General features: G+C 63.5%; 15 protein-coding genes. 10 read left to right on the forward strand and 5 right to left on the reverse strand.

The window, feature by feature from the left end; all coding sequences use genetic code 11:
* The first annotated feature begins 13 nt into the window (after positions 1 to 13).
* The 3 genes from IB274_RS21100 to IB274_RS21110 are packed head-to-tail and all read left to right on the forward strand — an operon-like array spanning position 14 to position 3,123.
* Complete coding sequence (locus IB274_RS21100; RefSeq protein ID WP_192434463.1) at positions 14 to 784, forward strand: 3-hydroxyacyl-CoA dehydrogenase; 771 nt, start codon at positions 14 to 16, stop codon at positions 782 to 784.
* A 16-nt stretch (positions 785 to 800) separates the two neighbouring features.
* On the forward strand, positions 801 to 1,985 hold the full coding sequence (locus tag IB274_RS21105) for an acetyl-CoA C-acyltransferase (RefSeq protein WP_192434465.1): 1,185 nt from the start codon (positions 801 to 803) through the stop codon (positions 1,983 to 1,985).
* A gap of 10 nt (positions 1,986 to 1,995) precedes the next feature.
* Complete coding sequence (locus tag IB274_RS21110) at positions 1,996 to 3,123, forward strand: acyl-CoA dehydrogenase family protein (RefSeq protein WP_192434467.1); 1,128 nt, start codon at positions 1,996 to 1,998, stop codon at positions 3,121 to 3,123.
* Between the two features lie 156 nt (positions 3,124 to 3,279).
* On the opposite strand, the gene IB274_RS21115 is transcribed toward IB274_RS21110, so the two are convergent.
* Positions 3,280 to 4,212 carry a LysR family transcriptional regulator gene (locus tag IB274_RS21115; RefSeq protein WP_184593259.1) on the reverse strand — a complete coding sequence of 311 codons (933 nt, stop codon included), beginning with the start codon at positions 4,210 to 4,212 and terminating at the stop codon, positions 3,280 to 3,282.
* Between the two features lie 167 nt (positions 4,213 to 4,379).
* Here IB274_RS21115 and IB274_RS21120 point away from each other — a divergent pair, with 167 nt between their 5' ends.
* Positions 4,380 to 5,609: an acyl-CoA dehydrogenase gene (locus tag IB274_RS21120; protein ID WP_192434469.1), complete on the forward strand. Its 1,230-nt coding sequence runs from the start codon at positions 4,380 to 4,382 to the stop codon at positions 5,607 to 5,609.
* Between the two features lie 328 nt (positions 5,610 to 5,937).
* On the opposite strand, the gene IB274_RS21125 is transcribed toward IB274_RS21120, so the two are convergent.
* The 3 genes from IB274_RS21125 to IB274_RS21135 form a co-directional block, all read right to left on the reverse strand.
* On the reverse strand, positions 5,938 to 6,138 hold the full coding sequence (locus IB274_RS21125) for a hypothetical protein (RefSeq protein WP_192434471.1): 201 nt from the start codon (positions 6,136 to 6,138) through the stop codon (positions 5,938 to 5,940).
* Complete coding sequence (locus IB274_RS21130; protein ID WP_192434473.1) at positions 6,104 to 7,147, reverse strand: TerC family protein; 1,044 nt, start codon at positions 7,145 to 7,147, stop codon at positions 6,104 to 6,106. The genes IB274_RS21125 and IB274_RS21130 overlap by 35 nt, the downstream gene beginning before the upstream one ends.
* A 220-nt stretch (positions 7,148 to 7,367) precedes the next feature.
* On the reverse strand, positions 7,368 to 8,750 hold the full coding sequence (locus tag IB274_RS21135) for a substrate-binding domain-containing protein (RefSeq protein WP_192434475.1): 1,383 nt from the start codon (positions 8,748 to 8,750) through the stop codon (positions 7,368 to 7,370).
* 198 nt (positions 8,751 to 8,948) lie between these two features.
* Here IB274_RS21135 and IB274_RS21140 point away from each other — a divergent pair, with 198 nt between their 5' ends.
* The 4 genes from IB274_RS21140 (at position 8,949) to IB274_RS21155 (ending at position 14,089) form a co-directional block, all read left to right on the forward strand.
* Entirely contained in the window at positions 8,949 to 9,191 is a 243-nt protein-coding gene (locus IB274_RS21140; protein ID WP_192434477.1) for a hypothetical protein, read from the forward strand.
* A 146-nt stretch (positions 9,192 to 9,337) separates the two neighbouring features.
* Complete coding sequence (locus tag IB274_RS21145) at positions 9,338 to 11,704, forward strand: hypothetical protein (protein ID WP_192434479.1); 2,367 nt, start codon at positions 9,338 to 9,340, stop codon at positions 11,702 to 11,704.
* A gap of 220 nt (positions 11,705 to 11,924) precedes the next feature.
* Positions 11,925 to 12,575 (forward strand): response regulator transcription factor, encoded by a 651-nt coding sequence (locus IB274_RS21150; protein WP_192434481.1) that lies wholly within the window; start codon positions 11,925 to 11,927, stop codon positions 12,573 to 12,575.
* A gap of 308 nt (positions 12,576 to 12,883) precedes the next feature.
* Positions 12,884 to 14,089, forward strand: a complete 1,206-nt coding sequence (locus IB274_RS21155) for a hypothetical protein (protein ID WP_192434483.1) — start codon at positions 12,884 to 12,886, stop codon at positions 14,087 to 14,089.
* A gap of 57 nt (positions 14,090 to 14,146) precedes the next feature.
* On the opposite strand, the gene xthA is transcribed toward IB274_RS21155, so the two are convergent.
* Complete coding sequence (gene xthA, locus IB274_RS21160; RefSeq protein WP_192434485.1) at positions 14,147 to 14,959, reverse strand: exodeoxyribonuclease III; 813 nt, start codon at positions 14,957 to 14,959, stop codon at positions 14,147 to 14,149.
* 129 nt (positions 14,960 to 15,088) lie between these two features.
* Here xthA and IB274_RS21165 point away from each other — a divergent pair, with 129 nt between their 5' ends.
* Positions 15,089 to 15,736: a GNAT family N-acetyltransferase gene (locus IB274_RS21165; protein WP_192434488.1), complete on the forward strand. Its 648-nt coding sequence runs from the start codon at positions 15,089 to 15,091 to the stop codon at positions 15,734 to 15,736.
* Between the two features lie 81 nt (positions 15,737 to 15,817).
* On the forward strand, positions 15,818 to 17,545 hold the full coding sequence (locus IB274_RS21170; RefSeq protein WP_192434490.1) for an autotransporter assembly complex protein TamA: 1,728 nt from the start codon (positions 15,818 to 15,820) through the stop codon (positions 17,543 to 17,545).
* Positions 17,546 to 17,550: the final 5 nt, after the last annotated feature.

The raw sequence follows: 17,550 nt of genomic DNA on the forward strand, positions 1-17,550 counted from the left end.
GCGGAGAGACTTCATGCAGATCCAGGACAAGGTATTCCTCATCACCGGCGGCGGTTCCGGCCTCGGCGCGGCCACTGCGAAGCTGCTGGTGAGCGCTGGCGCCAAGGTGGTGCTGGCCGACATCAACGCCGAAGCCGGTGCGGCCCAGGCTGCCGAGCTGGGCGAGGCGAGTGCGCGCTTTATCCGCACCGATGTGTGCAGCGAGGCGGACGGCAAAGCCGCCGTGCAACTCGCGCTGGACAGCTTCGGCGCACTGCACGGCCTGGCCAACTGCGCTGGCGTGGCCCCGGCGGAAAAGGTCATCGGCCGCAACGGCCTGCACGGGCTGGAAAGCTTCACCCGCACGATCAACATCAACCTGATCGGCACCTTCAACATGCTGCGCCTGGCTGCCGAAGCCATGACGCAGAACGAGCCGGACGCCGGTGGCGAGCGCGGCATCATCATCAACACCGCCTCGGTCGCCGCCTTCGACGGGCAGATCGGCCAGGCCGCGTACTCCGCTTCCAAAAGCGCGGTGGTCGGCATGACCCTGCCGATCGCCCGTGAACTGGCGTGCTCGGGCATCCGCGTGATGACCATCGCCCCTGGCATCTTCGAGACGCCGATGATGGCCGCGATGCCCCAGGAAGTACGCGATTCCCTCGGCGCCAGCGTGCCGTTCCCGCCGCGCCTCGGCCGCCCGGACGAGTACGCTGCGCTGGCCCGCCACATCATTGAGAACACCATGCTCAACGGCGAGGTCATCCGCCTCGACGGCGCCATCCGCATGGCCGCGAAGTAAGCAGGAGGTCAGAGTCATGAACGATCCCATCGTCATCGTCAGCGCCACCCGTACTCCCATGGGCGGCTTCCTCGGCGACTTCAAGGACGTGACCGCAGCCACCCTTGGCGCGGCGGCGATCCGTGCTGCTGTCGAACGCGCCCGCCTGGGCGCCGAAGAAGTGGACGAAGCCGTGTTCGGCTGCGTGCTTGCCGCCGGGCAGGGCCAGGCGCCGGCGCGCCAGGCAGTGCTGGGCGCAGGCCTTGCGCGCGGCACGCCGTGCTCCACGGTGAACAAGATGTGCGGCTCGGGCATGAAGGCCGCGATGATGGCCCACGACGCCATCCTCGCCGGCAGCGCCCGCGTCGCCCTGGCCGGCGGCATGGAGAGTATGTCCAACGCGCCCTACCTGCTGGAGCGCGCCCGCAGCGGCTACCGCATGGGCCATGGCCGGGTGCTCGACCACATGTTCCTCGACGGCCTCGAAGACGCCTACGACAAGGGCCGCCTGATGGGCACTTTCGCCGAGGATTGCGCCGAGAAATACGGCTTCACCCGCGAGCAGCAGGACGACTACGCCATAACCTCGCTGACCCGCGCACAGAAGGCCATGAGCGAAGGCCGCTTCAAGGACGAGATCGTCGCGGTGACGGTCAAGTCCGGCAAGGAACTACGCGCCATCAGCGAAGACGAGCAGCCGCCCAAGGCGAAGCTGGACAAGATCCCTACCCTGAAACCGGCGTTCCGCGACGGCGGCACGGTGACGGCGGCCAATGCCAGTTCCATCTCCGACGGCGCCGCCGCGCTGGTGCTGATGCGCCTATCCGAAGCTGAGAAGCGTGGCCTGACGCCGCTGGCGGCAATCCGTGGGCATTCGTCCTACGCCGACGCGCCGAACCTGTTCCCGACCGCCCCGGTGGGCGCAGTCGAGCGCCTGATGCAGCGCACCGGCTGGGCGCTGGGCGACGTCGACCTGTTCGAGGTCAACGAAGCCTTCGCCGTGGTTGCCATGGCCGCCATGCGCGACCTGGACATCCCCCATGACAAGCTCAACGTCCACGGCGGCGCCTGCGCCCTCGGCCACCCCATCGGCGCTTCCGGCGCGCGGGTGATCGTGACCCTGCTGTCGGCGCTCAAGCAGTACGACCTCAAGCGCGGCGTGGCCTCGGTGTGCATCGGTGGCGGCGAAGCCACGGCCATCGCGGTCGAGCGCCTGGCCTAAGGAGCGAGTGATGATTCCCAGCGAAGAAGACATCCAGATCCGCGACGTTGCCCGCCAGTTCGCCCAGGAGCGGCTGAAACCCTTCGCCGCCGACTGGGACCGCGAGCACCGCTTCCCGGCCGAAGCCATCAAGGAAATGGCCGACCTCGGTTTCCTCGGCATGCTGGTGGCGGAGCAGTGGGGTGGCGCGCAGACCGGTCACCTGGCCTACGCCATGGCCCTGGAGGAAATCGCCGCCGGCGACGGCGCCTGCTCGACCATCATGAGCGTGCACAACTCCGTGGGCTGCATGCCCATTGCCAAGTTCGGCAACGACGAGCAGAAGCGCCAGTTCCTGGTGCCGCTGGCCCGCGGCGAGATGATCGGCGCCTTCGCCCTGACCGAACCGCAGGCCGGCTCGGACGCCAGTTTCCTGAAGACCCGCGCGCGCCGCGACGGCGACCACTACGTGCTGAACGGCAGCAAGCAGTTCATCACCTCCGGCAAGCATGCCGGCCTGGTGATCGTCTTCGCGGTGACCGATGCGGCGGCGGGCAAGAAGGGCATCAGCGCGTTCATCGTGCCCACCGACACCCCCGGCTACCGCGTGCTGCGCGTCGAGGACAAGCTCGGTCAGCACGCTTCCGATACCTGCCAGATAGCCTTCGATGACGTGCGCGTCCCGGCCAGATACCGGCTGGGTGAAGAGGGGCAGGGTTATGCCATTGCCCTGGCAAATCTCGAAGGCGGGCGCATTGGCATCGCCTCGCAGGCCGTCGGCATGGCCCGCGCGGCCTTCGAATACGCCCGCGACTACGCCCACGAGCGCGAGACCTTCGGCAAGCCGATCATCCAGCACCAGGCTGTGGCTTTCCGCCTCAGCGACATGGCGACCGAGATCGCCGTGGCCCGGCAGATGGTCCACCACGCCGCCAGCCTGCGCGAAGCCGGCCTGCCGTGCCTGACCGAAGCCTCCATGGCCAAGCTGTTCGCCTCGGAAATGGCCGAGCGCGTGTGCTCTGCGGCGATCCAGACCCTCGGCGGCTATGGCTATCTGCAGGACTACCCGGTGGAACGCATCTACCGCGACGTGCGCGTGTGCCAGATCTACGAAGGCACCAGCGACGTGCAGCGGCTGGTGATCGCGCGCAGTCTTTGAAGGGTTCGCCGGCAGACCCCGGCCTGTTCGTTGGACAGGCACTTCGGCAGGGCGGGGTCTGCGGGTGGCTTGTTTTTCCTACAGGGTTGGCTCGGGCATACCAATGTAGGATGGCGTGGAGCGAAGCGATACCCTCGATGGGTATCGCCGGAAGCATCAGGCGCGCTCTGCCGCCTCGCGCGCTTCCCGCGCCGTCACCTGCTGGCAAAGCTCGATGATCTGTTCGCGCATCCAGCGGTTGGCCGGGTCCTGGTCGGTGCTTTCGTGCCAGTACAAGTGGGTTTCCAACTTGGGCACGTCGTTCACCGGCAGGTCGACGAAATGTAGGCCGTGGTGGCGGGCGAAGCGCTCGGGCACGGTGACCACCATGTCGGTCTGCTGCACCACGGTCGAAGCCATCAGGTAGTGCTGCGAGCGCAGGGCGATCTTGCGCTGCAGACCCATCTTGCCCAGCGACAGGTCCACATAGCCCAGACCACTGCGGCGGCTGGAAATCTGAATGTGCGCCACCGATAGGTATTCTTCCAGGCTCAGCTTGTCCTTGGCCAGCGGGTGGCCCTGGCGCATGGCGCAAACGTAGCGGTCTTCCATCAGCTTGACGTGGCGCACCTGCGGGTCGGTGTTGAGTGGCGCGTCCACGGCGAAGTCCAGGCGACCGGCGGCCAGTTCCTTGGTGGTCTCGCGGCGCTTGGAGAGGAAGCTCTCGATGTGCACGTTCGGCGCCAGGCGGCGCAGTCGCTGAAACAGCGGCGGCAGGACGATGGCCTCGGTGAGGTCGGTCATGCTGATGCGGTAGGTCTTGCTCGCCTGGGTCGGCGTGAACGTGCGGCTCTCCTGCACCGAGACGCGCAGCAGCTGCAGCGCGTTGCGCACCGGCCCGATGATGTTCTGCGCCATCGGAGTGGGCACCATGCCCTGGGCGGTGCGCACGAAGAGCGGGTCATTGAAGGTTTCACGCAGGCGGGCGAGAGCGTTGGAAACGGCCGGCTGGGTGATGCCGACTATCTGTCCGGCGCGGGTCAGGTTGGCTTCGGTGTAGATCGCGTCGAAGACGATGAACAGGTTCAGATCGACCTTGCTGAGGTTCATTCCAGGGCTCCGCTTGTAGTTGTTCTGCGGTCGATCATACCCGAACGGACGCTCAGGTCCATACGGGTTATGAATGTTCATTGATTCGGATAATAGGCTGGGTAAATGGCTTTGGCTGTTCTAGCATCATCACCACATAAACAACCGCCGCCAGAAGGTTAGCCCCCATGGATTTCGCATATTCCGCCAAGGTTCAGGACCTGCGTGAACGCGTTACCGCGTTCATGGATGCCTATGTCTATCCCGCCGAGAAGGTCTTCGAGGAGCAAGTGGCGCAAGGCGACCGCTGGCAGCCCACGGCCATTATGGAAGAGCTCAAGGCCAAGGCCCGCGCCGAGGGCCTGTGGAACCTGTTCCTGCCCGAGTCCGAGCTGGGTGCCGGCCTGACCAACATGGAATATGCGCCGCTGGCGGAAATCATGGGTCGCTCGCTGATGGGCTCCGAGCCCTTCAACTGCTCCGCGCCGGACACCGGCAACATGGAAGTGCTGGTGCGCTACGGCACCGAAGAGCACAAGCGCACCTGGCTGGAGCCGCTGCTGCGCGGCGAGATCCGCTCCGCCTTTGCCATGACCGAACCGGGCGTGGCTTCTTCCGACGCCACCAACATGGAAGCCAACGCAGTACGCGACGGTGACGAATGGGTTATCAACGGTCGCAAGTGGTGGACCTCCGGTGCCTGCGACCCGCGCTGCAAGATCATGATCTTCATGGGCCTGACCAACCCGGACGCACCGCGTCACCAGCAGCATTCGATGATCCTGGTGCCCACCGACACCCCCGGCGTGAAAATCCTCCGCCCGCTGCCGGTGTTCGGCTACGACGACGCTCCGCACGGCCACGCCGAAGTGCTCTTCGAGAACGTCCGCGTACCGTACGAGAACGTGCTGCTCGGCGAAGGCCGCGGCTTCGAGATCGCCCAGGGTCGCCTCGGCCCAGGCCGCATCCACCACTGCATGCGTTCCATCGGCATGGCCGAGCGCGCACTGGAACTGATGTGCAAGCGCTCCGTCAGCCGTACCGCCTTCGGCAAGCCACTGGCGCGTCTGGGTGGCAACATCGACCACATCGCCAACTCGCGCATCGAGATCAACCAGGCCCGCCTGCTGACCCTGCATGCCGCGTACATGATGGACACAGCCGGCAACAAGATTGCCCAGAGCGAGATCGCCCAGATCAAGGTCGTCGCGCCCAACGTCGCCCTGCAGGTGATCGACCGCGCCATCCAGATGCACGGCGGCGCCGGCGTCTCCAACGACACTCCGCTGGCGTACTTCTATGCCATGCAGCGCACCCTGCGCCTGGCCGACGGCCCGGACGAAGTGCACCGCGCCGCCATCGGCAAGTTCGAGATCGGCAAGTACGTGCCGCGTGACGCGCTGCGCAGCGGCCGCTGATCCCAGGCAACCATGAACAAGGCCCGCTGATGCGGGCCTTTTTCATGATCGCCCCTCACCCGCAGGGAAAGCGTACCGTTCGGTGCAGGATGAAAATATGACTTCAGCCGGCGCGCTCTGCCCCCTCTCCCTGAGGGAGAGGGCTGGGGTGAGGGGGAAACGTCGGCACAAACTTCCCGGAAAGAAGACAGAGGGTAGGGCGCATAACGCCTACGGCGTTATCCGCCATCGATGCCATCGGCGGATAACCCGTTCCGGGTTATGCGCCCTACGTGAGGTTCTTCGCCCCGCCCAATGAACAAGGCCAGCGCAAGCTGGCCTTGTTCGTTCATTGTTGCGGAGTGGGCTCCGGCCCGTCGCTCGTCGCCCGCTGCTCGATCAGCCACTCCCGCCGCGTGTGCAACTGGGCGGCGAAGGCGCGCGCGGCGGCCTCATGGGGGAAACGCAGCGCGCGACGACCGAGGCGGACCTGCCAATAGGCCCGGCCGCGAAACTCAACGGCTTCGATCCTCACCTCCAGCGCTTGCATGGGGCCTCTCCTGGCTGACGATTTCCAGCGGTTCCTCGCTGGTCCGGTGGGTCTTGAGCAAGGATAGCAGTATGCCACCTGCCAAAAGACCGAAGGTTACGCCAAGGGACAGGGCCGCGGGAACCTTGCCGATGAATCCATGCAGGAAAATCTTCGTGCCGATGAACACCAGCACCAGCGCCAGGGCGTACTTCAGGTAGACGAAGCGGTGGATCATCGCTGCCAGCGAGAAGTAGAGGGCGCGCAGGCCGAGGATCGCGAAGATGTTCGAGGTGTAGACGATGAACGGGTCCTGGGTGATGGCGAAGATCGCCGGCACGCTGTCCACGGCGAACACCAGGTCAGCCAGTTCGATCAGGATCAGCGCCAGGAACAGCGGGGTGGCGTGGCGCACCAGCTTGCCCGAGGCATCCGGCATCTTCACAAAGAAGTGGTGCTCGTGAATGGTGTCGGTCATGCGGATGCGCTTGCGCAGGAATTTCAGCACTGGGTTGTTCGCCAGGTCCGGCTCGTCGTCATGCTTGCTGAACAGCATCTTCACGCCGCTGAACAGCAGGAAGGCGCCGAACACGTACATGATCCACTCGAATTCCTTCACCAGCGCAGCACCCAGGCCGATCATCAGCGCGCGCATGACAATGGCGCCGAGGATGCCCCAGAACAGCACCTGATGCTGGTAGCGGCGGGGGATGCCGAAGAAGCCGAAGATCATCGCCATGACGAACACGTTGTCCATGGATAGCGACTGTTCGACGAGGAAACCGGTGTAGTACTCCACCGCGCTGATGGCGCCGAACTCGTACCAGACCCAGCCACCGAAGGCCAGGCCACAGGCGAAGTAGCCGGCGGACAGCATCAGGCTTTCGCGTACACCGATTTCATGGTGGTCGCGTTGCAGGACGCCCAGGTCGAGTACGAGTAGAAGAATCACGATGGCCAGGAAGGCCAGCCAGAACCAGGTGGCGGTTCCGAGGAATGGTTCGGTCAAAAAGGCGTGCAGAGCTGTCATGTGGCCCCTCCCTTAGTGTCGTTGTCGAAAAGTGACTCCGACATGGCGGTTGGCAACCGTCAGAGGGGCCCGGCGTCACTGGCGGGAAAATAGCAGAGCGGACGCCTCAGGCAAGCGATGGAACGTAACAAGTTCCTACATGGATTCGAGACCGAGGAGTCAACGTCTGGCGGAAAGTCTAGACGCTGATCCTCGGAAGGCTCGTTACTGGCAAGACGGCTCAGTACACCCAGACCTCGACGCGGCGGTTCTTCACCCGACCGTCGTTGTCGCTGTTGGCCGCCACCGGCAGGGCATCGCCCATGCCGCTGATCTCGCGGAACATCACGCCTTCCTTCGCCAGCTCGCGGCGCACGGCCATGGCGCGCAGCTTGGAGAGCAGTTCGGCGCGCGCCGGGTCCTGCTTCGGATCGCCGAAGCCGACCAGCACAGCCCGCTTGTTCATCTTGCCGTTCTGCTGCAGGTAAGCCAGCAGACGATCGATGTCGCGCTGGGCCTTGTTGTCCAGGGTGGCGCTGCCTTCGCGGAAGCGGAAGTTCACCGACAGGCGCTCGGCGTCGCGTGCCAGGGCCTGGTAGTTCTCCGGCATGCCGGCGCGCGGCGCCATCTTCACCGCCTGTACGCGTTGGCCGACGAAGCCGCTGGCGCTGACCAGCGCCTGACCTTTGTCGCCCTGAGCGAACTGCAGCAGGGCGCGGGCCCAGCGATTCGGCTCCTCGGGCTTCATGTAGAGGAACAGGCGGCGCGACAGCGGATAGTCCTCGGTGGCGATCAGCGTGGTCGACGGTGGCATCGCCTGGGAGTTGCCGTCTGCAATGCGCAGCGCCTTGGCCTTCTGGATGGAGGACAGGCCGACGAAGCCAATCCCCTGCGGGTCCTTGCTCACTTCGGCGGACAGCAGGTCACTTGATTCGAAACGCTGCGCGGCGCTGGCCAGTGCCTTACCGTTGCTGGCGAGCACCAGCTCCTTGAACGTATCGAAGGTGCCGGAGTTGTCGTCGCGGGAATACAAGTGGATGGCTCCGCCGCGTCCGCCGACCTCTTCCCAGGTCTTCACCTCGCCGGAGAAGATCTTCGCCAGTGTATCGGTGGTCAGTTCGTCCAGCGGATTGGCCACGTTGACGATGATCGCCAGGCCGTCGATGCCGATCACCTGTTCGGCCTTGGCGCTGCGCAGGTTGCCTGATGCCGACAGGCCCGCAACCTCGGCGTCCTTGATCGGGCGCGAAGCGGCGGCAAGCTCGGCACTGTTGTCCTTCAGGGCAACGAAACCGGTGCTGGAGCCGTGGGCAGCAAGGTCGATGATGGCCTCCTTGCCTTCCTTGCTGCGGCCGACGAGGCGCTGTTCATTCTCTGCCTTTCCCGGCTTGGCGCTGACGTCCGTGTAGCCCTCGCTGACCAATAGGCCCGTCACCAATTCCGGCAGCAGGTGGGCACCGATGGTGTTGGAGCCCTGGATACGCAGCACCGGCTCGCCGTCCTGGGATGAGGGCAGGGCGGCAAAGGCCGACCAGGGAAACGCGTAGCAGATAAATGCGATGGTGAGCCAGGCGATGGTGACGGGCCAGGGTTGCGCATCGCTGGGGCTCGACTTGTACTGCATGGGTCAACTTCCATTTGAGGCATCGTTGGCGCGGCAGATTAAGTCGGAATCATTGCATCGATATGACGCTTGGCTGCGGGGCAGGGCAGTTACCACTGCCTTCGGACATGACTGGTGGATTGGCGGAATTTTCTTATTTCTGCGCCGTCATGGCAGGGCTATACCTGTCGCCCGAATTTGGCTTTGCCGGAGTACCAAATGGACGAGATCCTCGATTTCGCGTCGGTTCTGATGAAGCTCGTGCTCATCCTGTTGGCCGTGCTGATGGCCGGATCGATGGCGGTCGCGCCGGACGGGACGCTCCCAGTGACGTCCTCTATGCTCATGCTGGTGGTGCCGATGTTTGTCCTGGTCACGGTGGTGGATCTCGCGGGCGTTGTGCAGAGCCTCTCTGCCAACAAACTTTCCCGAAAGAATTCGCACCATGTGGGCCACGACTGAGTCGATGCCAGCCGAGCGTTGCCGCCAACAAGAATCTTGATGAAGTGATAGGAAAAATCTCGGGGATCATCAGGAAAGCCTGATAACACCTGCATTCCGGCCAAGCGAAACTTGCGCCGTTTCAACGTTCCCGCCGGAAAGTGATCATGAACCAACCCCTCAGCGCACCAGTCCTGGCTGGCTCCGCGCATCGCGTGAAGCCTACCGCTCTAGCCCTGCACATCGCCTCTGCTCCTCACTGGGGGAGACCATGGCGGCGCCGTGCACTGAGCTTGCCATCTCCCCGGGACTTGTCCTTCCAGGGCGTCCAGTTGTCGTTTCAGCCTTTGCGCTCATGGCTGCATCTGCTGACCAACGCCGGAATGCTGAGTGCGCGGCCTTCGGCAGTTGCGGTTGGATCTGGCGCGCATTCGGCCATAAGCGTCCTGAGACGTCCGGGGGACGATGATGACGCTCCCGCCCGTATCGAGGAGCTTGGTTTCGAACTGACCACCGAGATGATTCTGGATTTCGCGAATTTCGCCCGACAGTCAAGGCTTCATGATGCATTGCAGCAGGTGCCGGTGGAGACCGAGGCAGAGGATTCCGGCGCCGAACTCGATGAGCTGCTCGCCGCGCGCGAGGCCGACGGTGCTCAGCCGGCACCGACGCTGAAGAGCCCCATCGAAGGTGGGGCTGCTTCGGAGCAAGGCATTTCCGAGGCGGCATCGATGCAGTCGCTCCAGGGCCAGGGCCCTCGAGAAGCCCCGTCCGCCGCGGAAGAGTCGCTGGACTCATTGACTACCGACGCTCTGCAATCCGTAACAGTTCTTGCAACGACATCGCCAGACAGGCCGGATACCTCGCTCCCATCGGAGACAAGTAAACACGACGAGGATGACTCCGCTGATGAAACACCTGAGAGCGTCGAAGTGTCGAAGGTTTCGCTGCCCCTAGCCGCAGCGTTAGTGCAGCTGTCCGAACTCGACGTGATGGATGAGTCTTCGCCGTTCGCGGCAGAGTCCTCGGCGCAGTCGGCCTCAGTGGCAGATTCTGCGGAGCAGCTTGTTGAGCCACCATTACAGCGCGAGACCGTTCTCGACACTCCCGAACTGGCCGCGCCAGAGGCCAGCGCAGAAGCCGACCCCGAGAGTGCCTTCGAAGCAGTTGATGCAATGGATGGACAGGCGCGGGACGTTCCTGTACGCCATCCGCTGACAACGGTCGCCGACGAGCCTGCCCAAGCGGAAGGGGGTGGAATTCCTGAACTATCGGGGAGGACAGCCCCGGCATTTGTTGTCAGTGGCATTCGCGCCATCCGCAAGGTCGCGGCGAGGCCTCAACCGACTGCAGCGCCTGAGCCCGTTGTGCAACGTGTCGATGTGCCGGTTGCTGCGGAAGTGTGTGTGACCGCCACCGACGCCGCTATCGCGGAACCCTTGGCTATATCGGTGATCACGCCTGCTGCTCAGGGGGGCACCGAGTCGCTGAAGCCGGAGACTGCTGATGTCTGTATGGATCCTGGCCTGACTGGCGTGCACCTGGAAAACATGGGGTCGCCCCTGCAGCCCAATTTGCCCACTGGAAACAAGCTCGTGCTCGATCAGATTGGGGAGGACTTCGGTCCCGACGAGTTCAGTTTCGAACCAATGATCGCGAGTCTGGAGGATGCCCTGGCTGTTTTGTCTGCGGCCAGCGTCGATCACGATGCAGTGCCGACGGCTCAGGTCGACTCGGAGGCAGCGACTGGAGTTGCCGGCACTACTTCCGCGCCCCTTGTCGCCGAGGCCCGGCGGGCCGAATACCGTACCCCCGAAGCGGTGGCGCTTCAGGGAATCTTTATCCAGAAGGAAACTGAAATGACCGAAATGCGCGATGAGATATCCGAATCCGACGTACAGGGCTCCGCTCCCATAGCGTCGGTGGACCTGCTGGAGGTAGCGACCACACTGAGCGTGCCCCAGTTCGAGGCAGATTCGGACGATGTGCTGTCGGATGTCCAGAGCACCCTGAATTCTCTCGCGGGCATGGCCCAGGGGCTGACCCAGCAGAAGCAGGCAGCTGGTCGTCTGCAGGAAGAGCTGGAAGAGTGGGACGCGCAGCTTCAGGAGCGTGAGCGCCTGGCGGGAGACAAGGAAGAACGTCTTCTACAACTGGAGACACATCTCAAGGAGGCCAAGACAAACCTCGATCGCATGGCCGCTGAGAACAACCGTCTGCTAAGCGAGCGCAGCGAAGCACTCAAGGAGCTGGCTCAGACCGTCGATCTGCGCGACAAGAGCACCACCAAACGTGCTGAGTCGATCCAGTTGGAGCAGCAGCACATCGATGAACAGGTGGCTAGCTTGCGTATCCGAGCCAGTGAGTTGGATGAGCGGGAGAGCGCCCTCAAGCGCAAGAGTGAGGAACTGGGCGTACGGCTCAAGCAATTGCAGAGTGCCAAGGACAAGTTCAGTGCCATTGTGAAGAGCTTCAACGAAACAGTGCAGTTCAACAGCACCTTGTCCGCCATTTCCAAGGCGGTCAACGAGTGACCGAGGCGGTATAGCAGGCGCTGGCCGCAAGCACCTGTCGCAGAGAGGGATGGTCGAAACGGGGCGAGACATGGAACTGTCCGACCCCTTCGCTGCGCCAGCGATGCATTTAGCTGACATGGCCAGTCAGTGACATTCCTGCGGCATCGACCACTGCGCTAGGCCCATTCAACGCGCCATGCCGCACTCGACCCGCAGGGCTTTTGTTGCAAGGAAGATCATGGCCCGCATAGTACTCATCGAACCGTCTCGACGTGACTGCGTCACCATCCGCCGGTTTCTTCTGGAGCACGGCCACCAGTGCGACGTGTATTTCAGACTTGCACGGCAAGCCCTTAGTGATATGGACGCCAGCGACTGCGACCTTTTGGTGGTTACGCTGGAGCTGCCGGACATTCATGGCATGCAGTTGGTCACCATGCTCCGGCGCGATGGCCGGCTCAAGCCCACCACACCTGTGCTGGTCTGCTCCAGCCTTGGTTCGCCGCTGAGCATTCAACGGGCGATTCGCACCGGCGTGTCTGGATTTTTGCTGATGAATGATCGACTGGCCTTGATCGGTCGGGCTGTCGATGCCGTTCTCGCTGGCGGCAAGGTGTATCCCGAGCATGGACGCTTGCCGCTGGATGGCGATCCCCGGCTGAAGTCGGCGCTGGTCCTCTCTGCCCACCTGGTCGCCATACTGCATGGCCTGCATCGTGGGCATTCAGTGGCCTCGCTTGCAGAAATTCTGGCGTTATCGGGCGAGAACATAGGTCAGCATAAGCGGCAGCTGATGCGAAAGCTGTCTGCTTCGACCCTGGAGGAACTGTTCACCATCTGTGAGGAAATCGGCCTGCTTCAGCGCCTGACAGCGCTTCCAGTTTTGTAGTGGGGCAGGTGGCCTTGGCAAAGTTGGATAGCCGTACGACTGAGTCGATTCGGCCTAATTGCCTTGCATAGTTTTCCTTCGTCTAAGCAGGAATTTACTGACATTCACAGTGGTTCCAAGTTGTAAGAATTCTCACTGCAACTTGCCCCTTACTTCCGCAGCTGAGAATTAGTGGGGCATCCCATCGGTTCTTTCAGTCGGCCTGATTGCGCTTGATCGCAACGGGCATCGAGCTTCCCGCCTCGTTCGCTATTGTCGAACTGTGCAATGGGGCGACGCGGCTGACCATCCTCAGGGTAGGACGATTCATGACTTCAGATACGAAGTGGTTCGAGGGACATCAGGATGAAGGATTGGCAGCCATAGCTGTCCCTCAGCCGTCCGATCAGGCGACTGCGCTTCGCTCTTCCGGTAACGAGGAAGAGTTGGCCGGCCACATAACTCCCTCGTCCGAGCGCTCCGAGGGCATCGTTCGCCCGGTGTTATCGGCAGGCTATATCCCGATACAGGGCAATCTCTCATCGTCTTCCGGGCAACCTCAGAATCCGCAAACCTTCGAGGCCTTCGAAAACCTCGAAAGAGATCTCGCCGAACTCGCCTCGGCCTGTTCGGGACTGGACGCTGGCGAGCCCGACAGCTTCGAGTTTGTCGGGCCGCTCCCCAGAAATACTGGTGTTTCCACGGGTGTCAGCGCGGTTACCGAAGATGGCGCAGTCACCAACCTGCTCGATGCGCTTCTGTTACCGACACCAGTGCAGGGCATTGAATCCAATACGGCTGACGCGGCAACCATGCTGCTTGCCAGCCAGCCAAGCTCTCCTATTTCGAACGAGGCCCCTTTCGCCATGAACTCCCAAGCCCAACCCGCCAATTCCGAAACTGCGAGTTCCCAGGTGCCTGTGGAGTCCGCCGTTTCCGTGCGCCAATCTTCGGCCCTTGAAACCGATGGTGTTCTTCACGATGTGCAGTCCACTCTCGACTCGTTGGCCGGCATGGCCCAGGGGCTGTCTCAGCAGAAGCTGGATATCACAAAGATGCGCGAGGCGCTGGAGGAGCGGCGTCTGGCGACGCTGGAGCGTGAGCGTCAGTTGGCCGAGCGAGAACAGCGCCTGAGTCAGCAGGAACAGCGCTTGCAGGAGGAAAAGCAGTGCATCGAGCGCGTAGCCGAACATAATGCTGCTGTGCTCGCCGAGCGTAGCAGTGCGCTGCAGGCCCTGGCCGAAACCGTCGATAGCCGCGACCGGGCGACCATCAAGCGCGCTGAGGTCCTGAGCCAGGAACAGCAGAGCATCGACCGCCAGCAGAACCAGCTGCGTGCGCGGGTTCAGGAGCTGGATGACCGTGAGGCCGGCCTGCAGCGCCAGAGCGGCGAGCTGGCGGACCGTTTCAAGCAGCTGCTCGATGCCAAGGAGCGCTTTGGCGCCATCGTCAAGGGTTTCAACGAGACCGTGCGCTTCAACACGACCTACAGCGCCATCAGCAAGACGGTCGCGACCGGCGCGGAAGACGCCTGATCGCTCACCGAGAAATGAAAAAGCCCGGCATTGGCCGGGCTTTTTCGTTCAGGGCGATTACTTCAACTGCAGCCAGATCGGCGCGTGGTCCGAGGGCTTTTCCATGCCGCGGATATCGTAGTCCACACCGGTCTCGGCGATGCGACCACGCAGCGCCTCGGAGGCGAGGATCACGTCGATGCGCAGGCCTCGCTTGGGCGTGTCCTCGAAACCACGGCTGCGGTAGTCGAACCAGCTGAAGCGGTCGTCCACGCGTGGGTTCTGCAGGCGGAAGCTGTCCACCAGGCCCCAGCTCTTAAGGCGCGCCAGCCATTCGCGTTCTTCCGGCAGGAAGCTGCACTTGCCGGTCTTCAGCCAGCGCTTGCGGTTCTCTTCACCGATGCCGATGTCGCAGTCTTCCGGCGAGATGTTGATATCACCCATCACCACCAGCGGCTGGTCGGGCTGGAAGCGGGTTTCCAGCAGGTCCTGCAGGTCGGCGTAGAAGCGCTGCTTGGCGGGAAACTTCACCGGATGGTCGCGGCTCTCGCCCTGGGGGAAGTAGCCGTTCATCACGGTGATCGGCTGGCCGTCGGCGTCCTGGAAGGTGCCCCAGATGAAGCGGCGCTGGGATTCCTCGCCGTCATTGGGGAAGCCGCGTTGCAATTCCAGCGGCTCCTGGCGGGAGAGCAGGGCAACGCCGTAGTGGCCTTTCTGCCCGTGATAATACACGTGGTAGCCGAGGGCTTCGATCTCCTCGAGGGGGAACTGCTCGTCGGCGACCTTGGTTTCCTGCAGGCCGATCACGTCTGGCTGGTGGCGTTCGATGATCGCCTGGAGCTGGTGGGGACGTGCGCGCAAACCGTTGATATTGAAGGAGACGATTTTCATCCTGAGCGCCCTGGCAAAAGCACGATGCTAGCCCAGGTGGGCCGACCCTGGCGACCCCGGCGAGGCGCTGCTAGGGTTTTGTGGCTGGACTCATAACCATAAGAAGAGCTCACCCGAAGAGGCGTCCGCATGCCTGATACCCTCGCCGAAGTCCGTCTACTGGACGGCAACTACAGTCGTGAAGTCCGCTCGCTGCTTTATCACGCGTATCGCCACGAACCCACCTTCGCCTACCTGTTCGAATCCGACCGTGCCGGTTTCGACCAGCGCGTGCGGGCGACCGTCCGCGAGCTGGTCAACCAGCACTTCCTCGAGGAACTGCCAGCCATCGGCCTACTGATCGAGGATCGCCTGGTGGGCGTGGCGCTGGTGGTGCCGCCGCAGCGTCGCCTGGACGTCACCGAGAGCTGGTTCTGGCGCATGCGCATGCTGCTCACCACCGGCCTGGGTTGCACCCGGCGCTACCTGGACTACCACGCCGCCGTGCTCGGCTGCTTGCCGCCGGGGCCTTATCACATCCTGCCGCTGATCGGCGTGCACCCGGAGTTCCAGGGCAAGCACCTGGGCGAGCAGTTGCTCGATGCGCTGCACGCCTGGTGCGCCGAGGATGGCGGCTCCCAGGGGCTGGTGCTGGATACGGGCAATGCCCGCTATCTGGAATTCTACCGGCGCCATGGTTACGAGGAGCTGGGGGAGGTGGCGCTGGGGCCGATTCGCGAGCACGTGCTGTTCCATCCCGCCCACGGGCACGAGGCGGTGAAAGTGTCGGCAGGATAGTCGGTGCTTTGAATCCTCAGACGCTTCTTATGGGCTCTAAGAAAGGCAATACGGGGAAAACCCGTGCTAGCATTTCGCGCCATGAGAGTTGTCCAAGGATTGCTTGGGCTTCTGCTGGTGCTGGCCTTCTGCTTGCAGAGGGCACTGGCGGCCGAAGCCCATCTCGACGTTCATATCACCCCCGCCAACGCTGCGCTTAAGGCCAATATCGAGGCCTATTTGGGCAGCCTTGGCGAGCGTGACCAGGCGGCCCTGCACAGATTCCGGCGCAATGCCGTGGAGCAGGCGCAGAAGGCCGCCCAGGCTTTGGGTTACTACCAGGCACGCATTCGTGGGCGGGTTACCAATGACAATGTGCCCACCCTGCGCATCAACGTCCGGCCCGGCGAACCCATTCACCTGCGCAACGTCACCGTGCGCGTCGAGGGCCCGGCCGCCCAGCTCAAGAGCTTCCGGGTGCCCGGTGGCGACGCCCTGAAGCCCGGCGCGCAGCTCAACCACGGCGCCTACGAGGACGCCAAGCGGCTGATCCAGAACCAGGCCTCACGCTTTGGCTTCTTCCGTGGCCAGTTTACCCAGCAGCAATTGCGCATCGACCCCGAAGCCGGCGTGGCGGACATCGAGCTGGTATACGCCAGCGGGCCGCGTTATCGCCTGGGCAAGGTCGAATTCGCTGGCGATTTCCCCTTCGACGAGGACCTGCTGCAGCGCATGGTGCCGTTCAAGGAAGGCGCCGACTACGACTCCGAACAGATCGCCGACCTCAACCAGGCGCTGCAGTCCAGCGGCTACTTCGATGGTGTGCGGGTGGATGCCGCGCCGACCAACGCCGATGGCGAAGTGGTGCCGGTGAACGTTCATCTGGAGGCGCGCAAGCCGCGCACCATGGGCCTCGGCCTGGGCTTCTCGACCGATGTCGGCCCGCGCGCACGGGCGACCTGGACCCGCCACTGGGTCAACCCGCAGGGACACAGCCTGGGCTTCGAGGCGGAGGTTTCCGCGCCCCGGCAGAACGTCGGTGCCTGGTACGAAATTCCGCTGGACCCGCCGCTCACCGACAAGCTGCGTTTCACCAGCGGCTACCAGTACGAAGACCTGGTGGACACCGAGAGCAAGCTGCTGACCCTCGGCGGGGAGTGGCACCACAAGCTCGACAGCGGCTGGCAGCGGGTCGTTTCGCTGAACTGGCAGCGCGAGGAGTACAAACTGGGCGACGATTCGGGCCTGAGCAGTTTCCTGATGCCGGGCATCGGCTATTCGATCCTCGAGGCCGACAACAAGATTGACCCCGGCAAGGGCTATCGCCTGCAGTTCGAGGTGAAGGGCGCCAAGGAGGGACTGCTGGCGGATGCGGACGTCGCCCATATCAACGCCATGGCCAAGGGCGTGACCAGTTTCTGGGGAGGGCAGCGGTTGCTCGGACGCATCCAGGTCGGCGGCATCGCCACCAACGACTACAGCGCGATCCCGCCGTCGCTGCGCTTCTTCGCTGGCGGCGACCAGAGCGTGCGCGGCTACGACTACCAGACACTGTCGCCGAAGAACTCAGACGGCGACCGCATCGGTGGCCGCTACATGGTCGCCGGCAGCGTCGAATACCAGTACCCCATCGCAGAGCGCTGGCGCATTGCAGCCTTCGTCGATCAGGGCAACTCGTTCAACTCGCTGGACTTCCCCTCGATCAAGACCGGCGTCGGTATCGGCATCCGCTGGATTTCCCCGGTCGGTCCGCTGCGTCTGGACCTCGCCGACGGCCTGGACGAAGACGGCGGCATCCGCCTGCACTTCTCCATGGGGCCTGAACTGTGACCCGC

It is taken from the genome of Pseudomonas sp. PDM18 (assembly GCF_014852585.1).
GTDB lineage: Bacteria > Pseudomonadota > Gammaproteobacteria > Pseudomonadales > Pseudomonadaceae > Pseudomonas.

Coding starts and splice junctions, on each gene's coding strand:
- IB274_RS21165 (WP_192434488.1), top strand. CDS start 15,089: ATGCCTGATACCCTCGCCGAAGTCCGTCTACTGGACGGCAACTACAGT.
- IB274_RS21170 (WP_192434490.1), top strand. CDS start 15,818: ATGAGAGTTGTCCAAGGATTGCTTGGGCTTCTGCTGGTGCTGGCCTTC.
- IB274_RS21125 (WP_192434471.1), bottom strand. CDS start 6,138: ATGCAAGCGCTGGAGGTGAGGATCGAAGCCGTTGAGTTTCGCGGCCGG.
- IB274_RS21100 (WP_192434463.1), top strand. CDS start 14: ATGCAGATCCAGGACAAGGTATTCCTCATCACCGGCGGCGGTTCCGGC.
- xthA (WP_192434485.1), bottom strand. CDS start 14,959: ATGAAAATCGTCTCCTTCAATATCAACGGTTTGCGCGCACGTCCCCAC.
- IB274_RS21105 (WP_192434465.1), top strand. CDS start 801: ATGAACGATCCCATCGTCATCGTCAGCGCCACCCGTACTCCCATGGGC.
- IB274_RS21120 (WP_192434469.1), top strand. CDS start 4,380: ATGGATTTCGCATATTCCGCCAAGGTTCAGGACCTGCGTGAACGCGTT.
- IB274_RS21155 (WP_192434483.1), top strand. CDS start 12,884: ATGACTTCAGATACGAAGTGGTTCGAGGGACATCAGGATGAAGGATTG.
- IB274_RS21140 (WP_192434477.1), top strand. CDS start 8,949: ATGGACGAGATCCTCGATTTCGCGTCGGTTCTGATGAAGCTCGTGCTC.
- IB274_RS21130 (WP_192434473.1), bottom strand. CDS start 7,147: ATGACAGCTCTGCACGCCTTTTTGACCGAACCATTCCTCGGAACCGCC.
- IB274_RS21135 (WP_192434475.1), bottom strand. CDS start 8,750: ATGCAGTACAAGTCGAGCCCCAGCGATGCGCAACCCTGGCCCGTCACC.
- IB274_RS21110 (WP_192434467.1), top strand. CDS start 1,996: ATGATTCCCAGCGAAGAAGACATCCAGATCCGCGACGTTGCCCGCCAG.
- IB274_RS21115 (WP_184593259.1), bottom strand. CDS start 4,212: ATGAACCTCAGCAAGGTCGATCTGAACCTGTTCATCGTCTTCGACGCG.
- IB274_RS21145 (WP_192434479.1), top strand. CDS start 9,338: ATGAACCAACCCCTCAGCGCACCAGTCCTGGCTGGCTCCGCGCATCGC.
- IB274_RS21150 (WP_192434481.1), top strand. CDS start 11,925: ATGGCCCGCATAGTACTCATCGAACCGTCTCGACGTGACTGCGTCACC.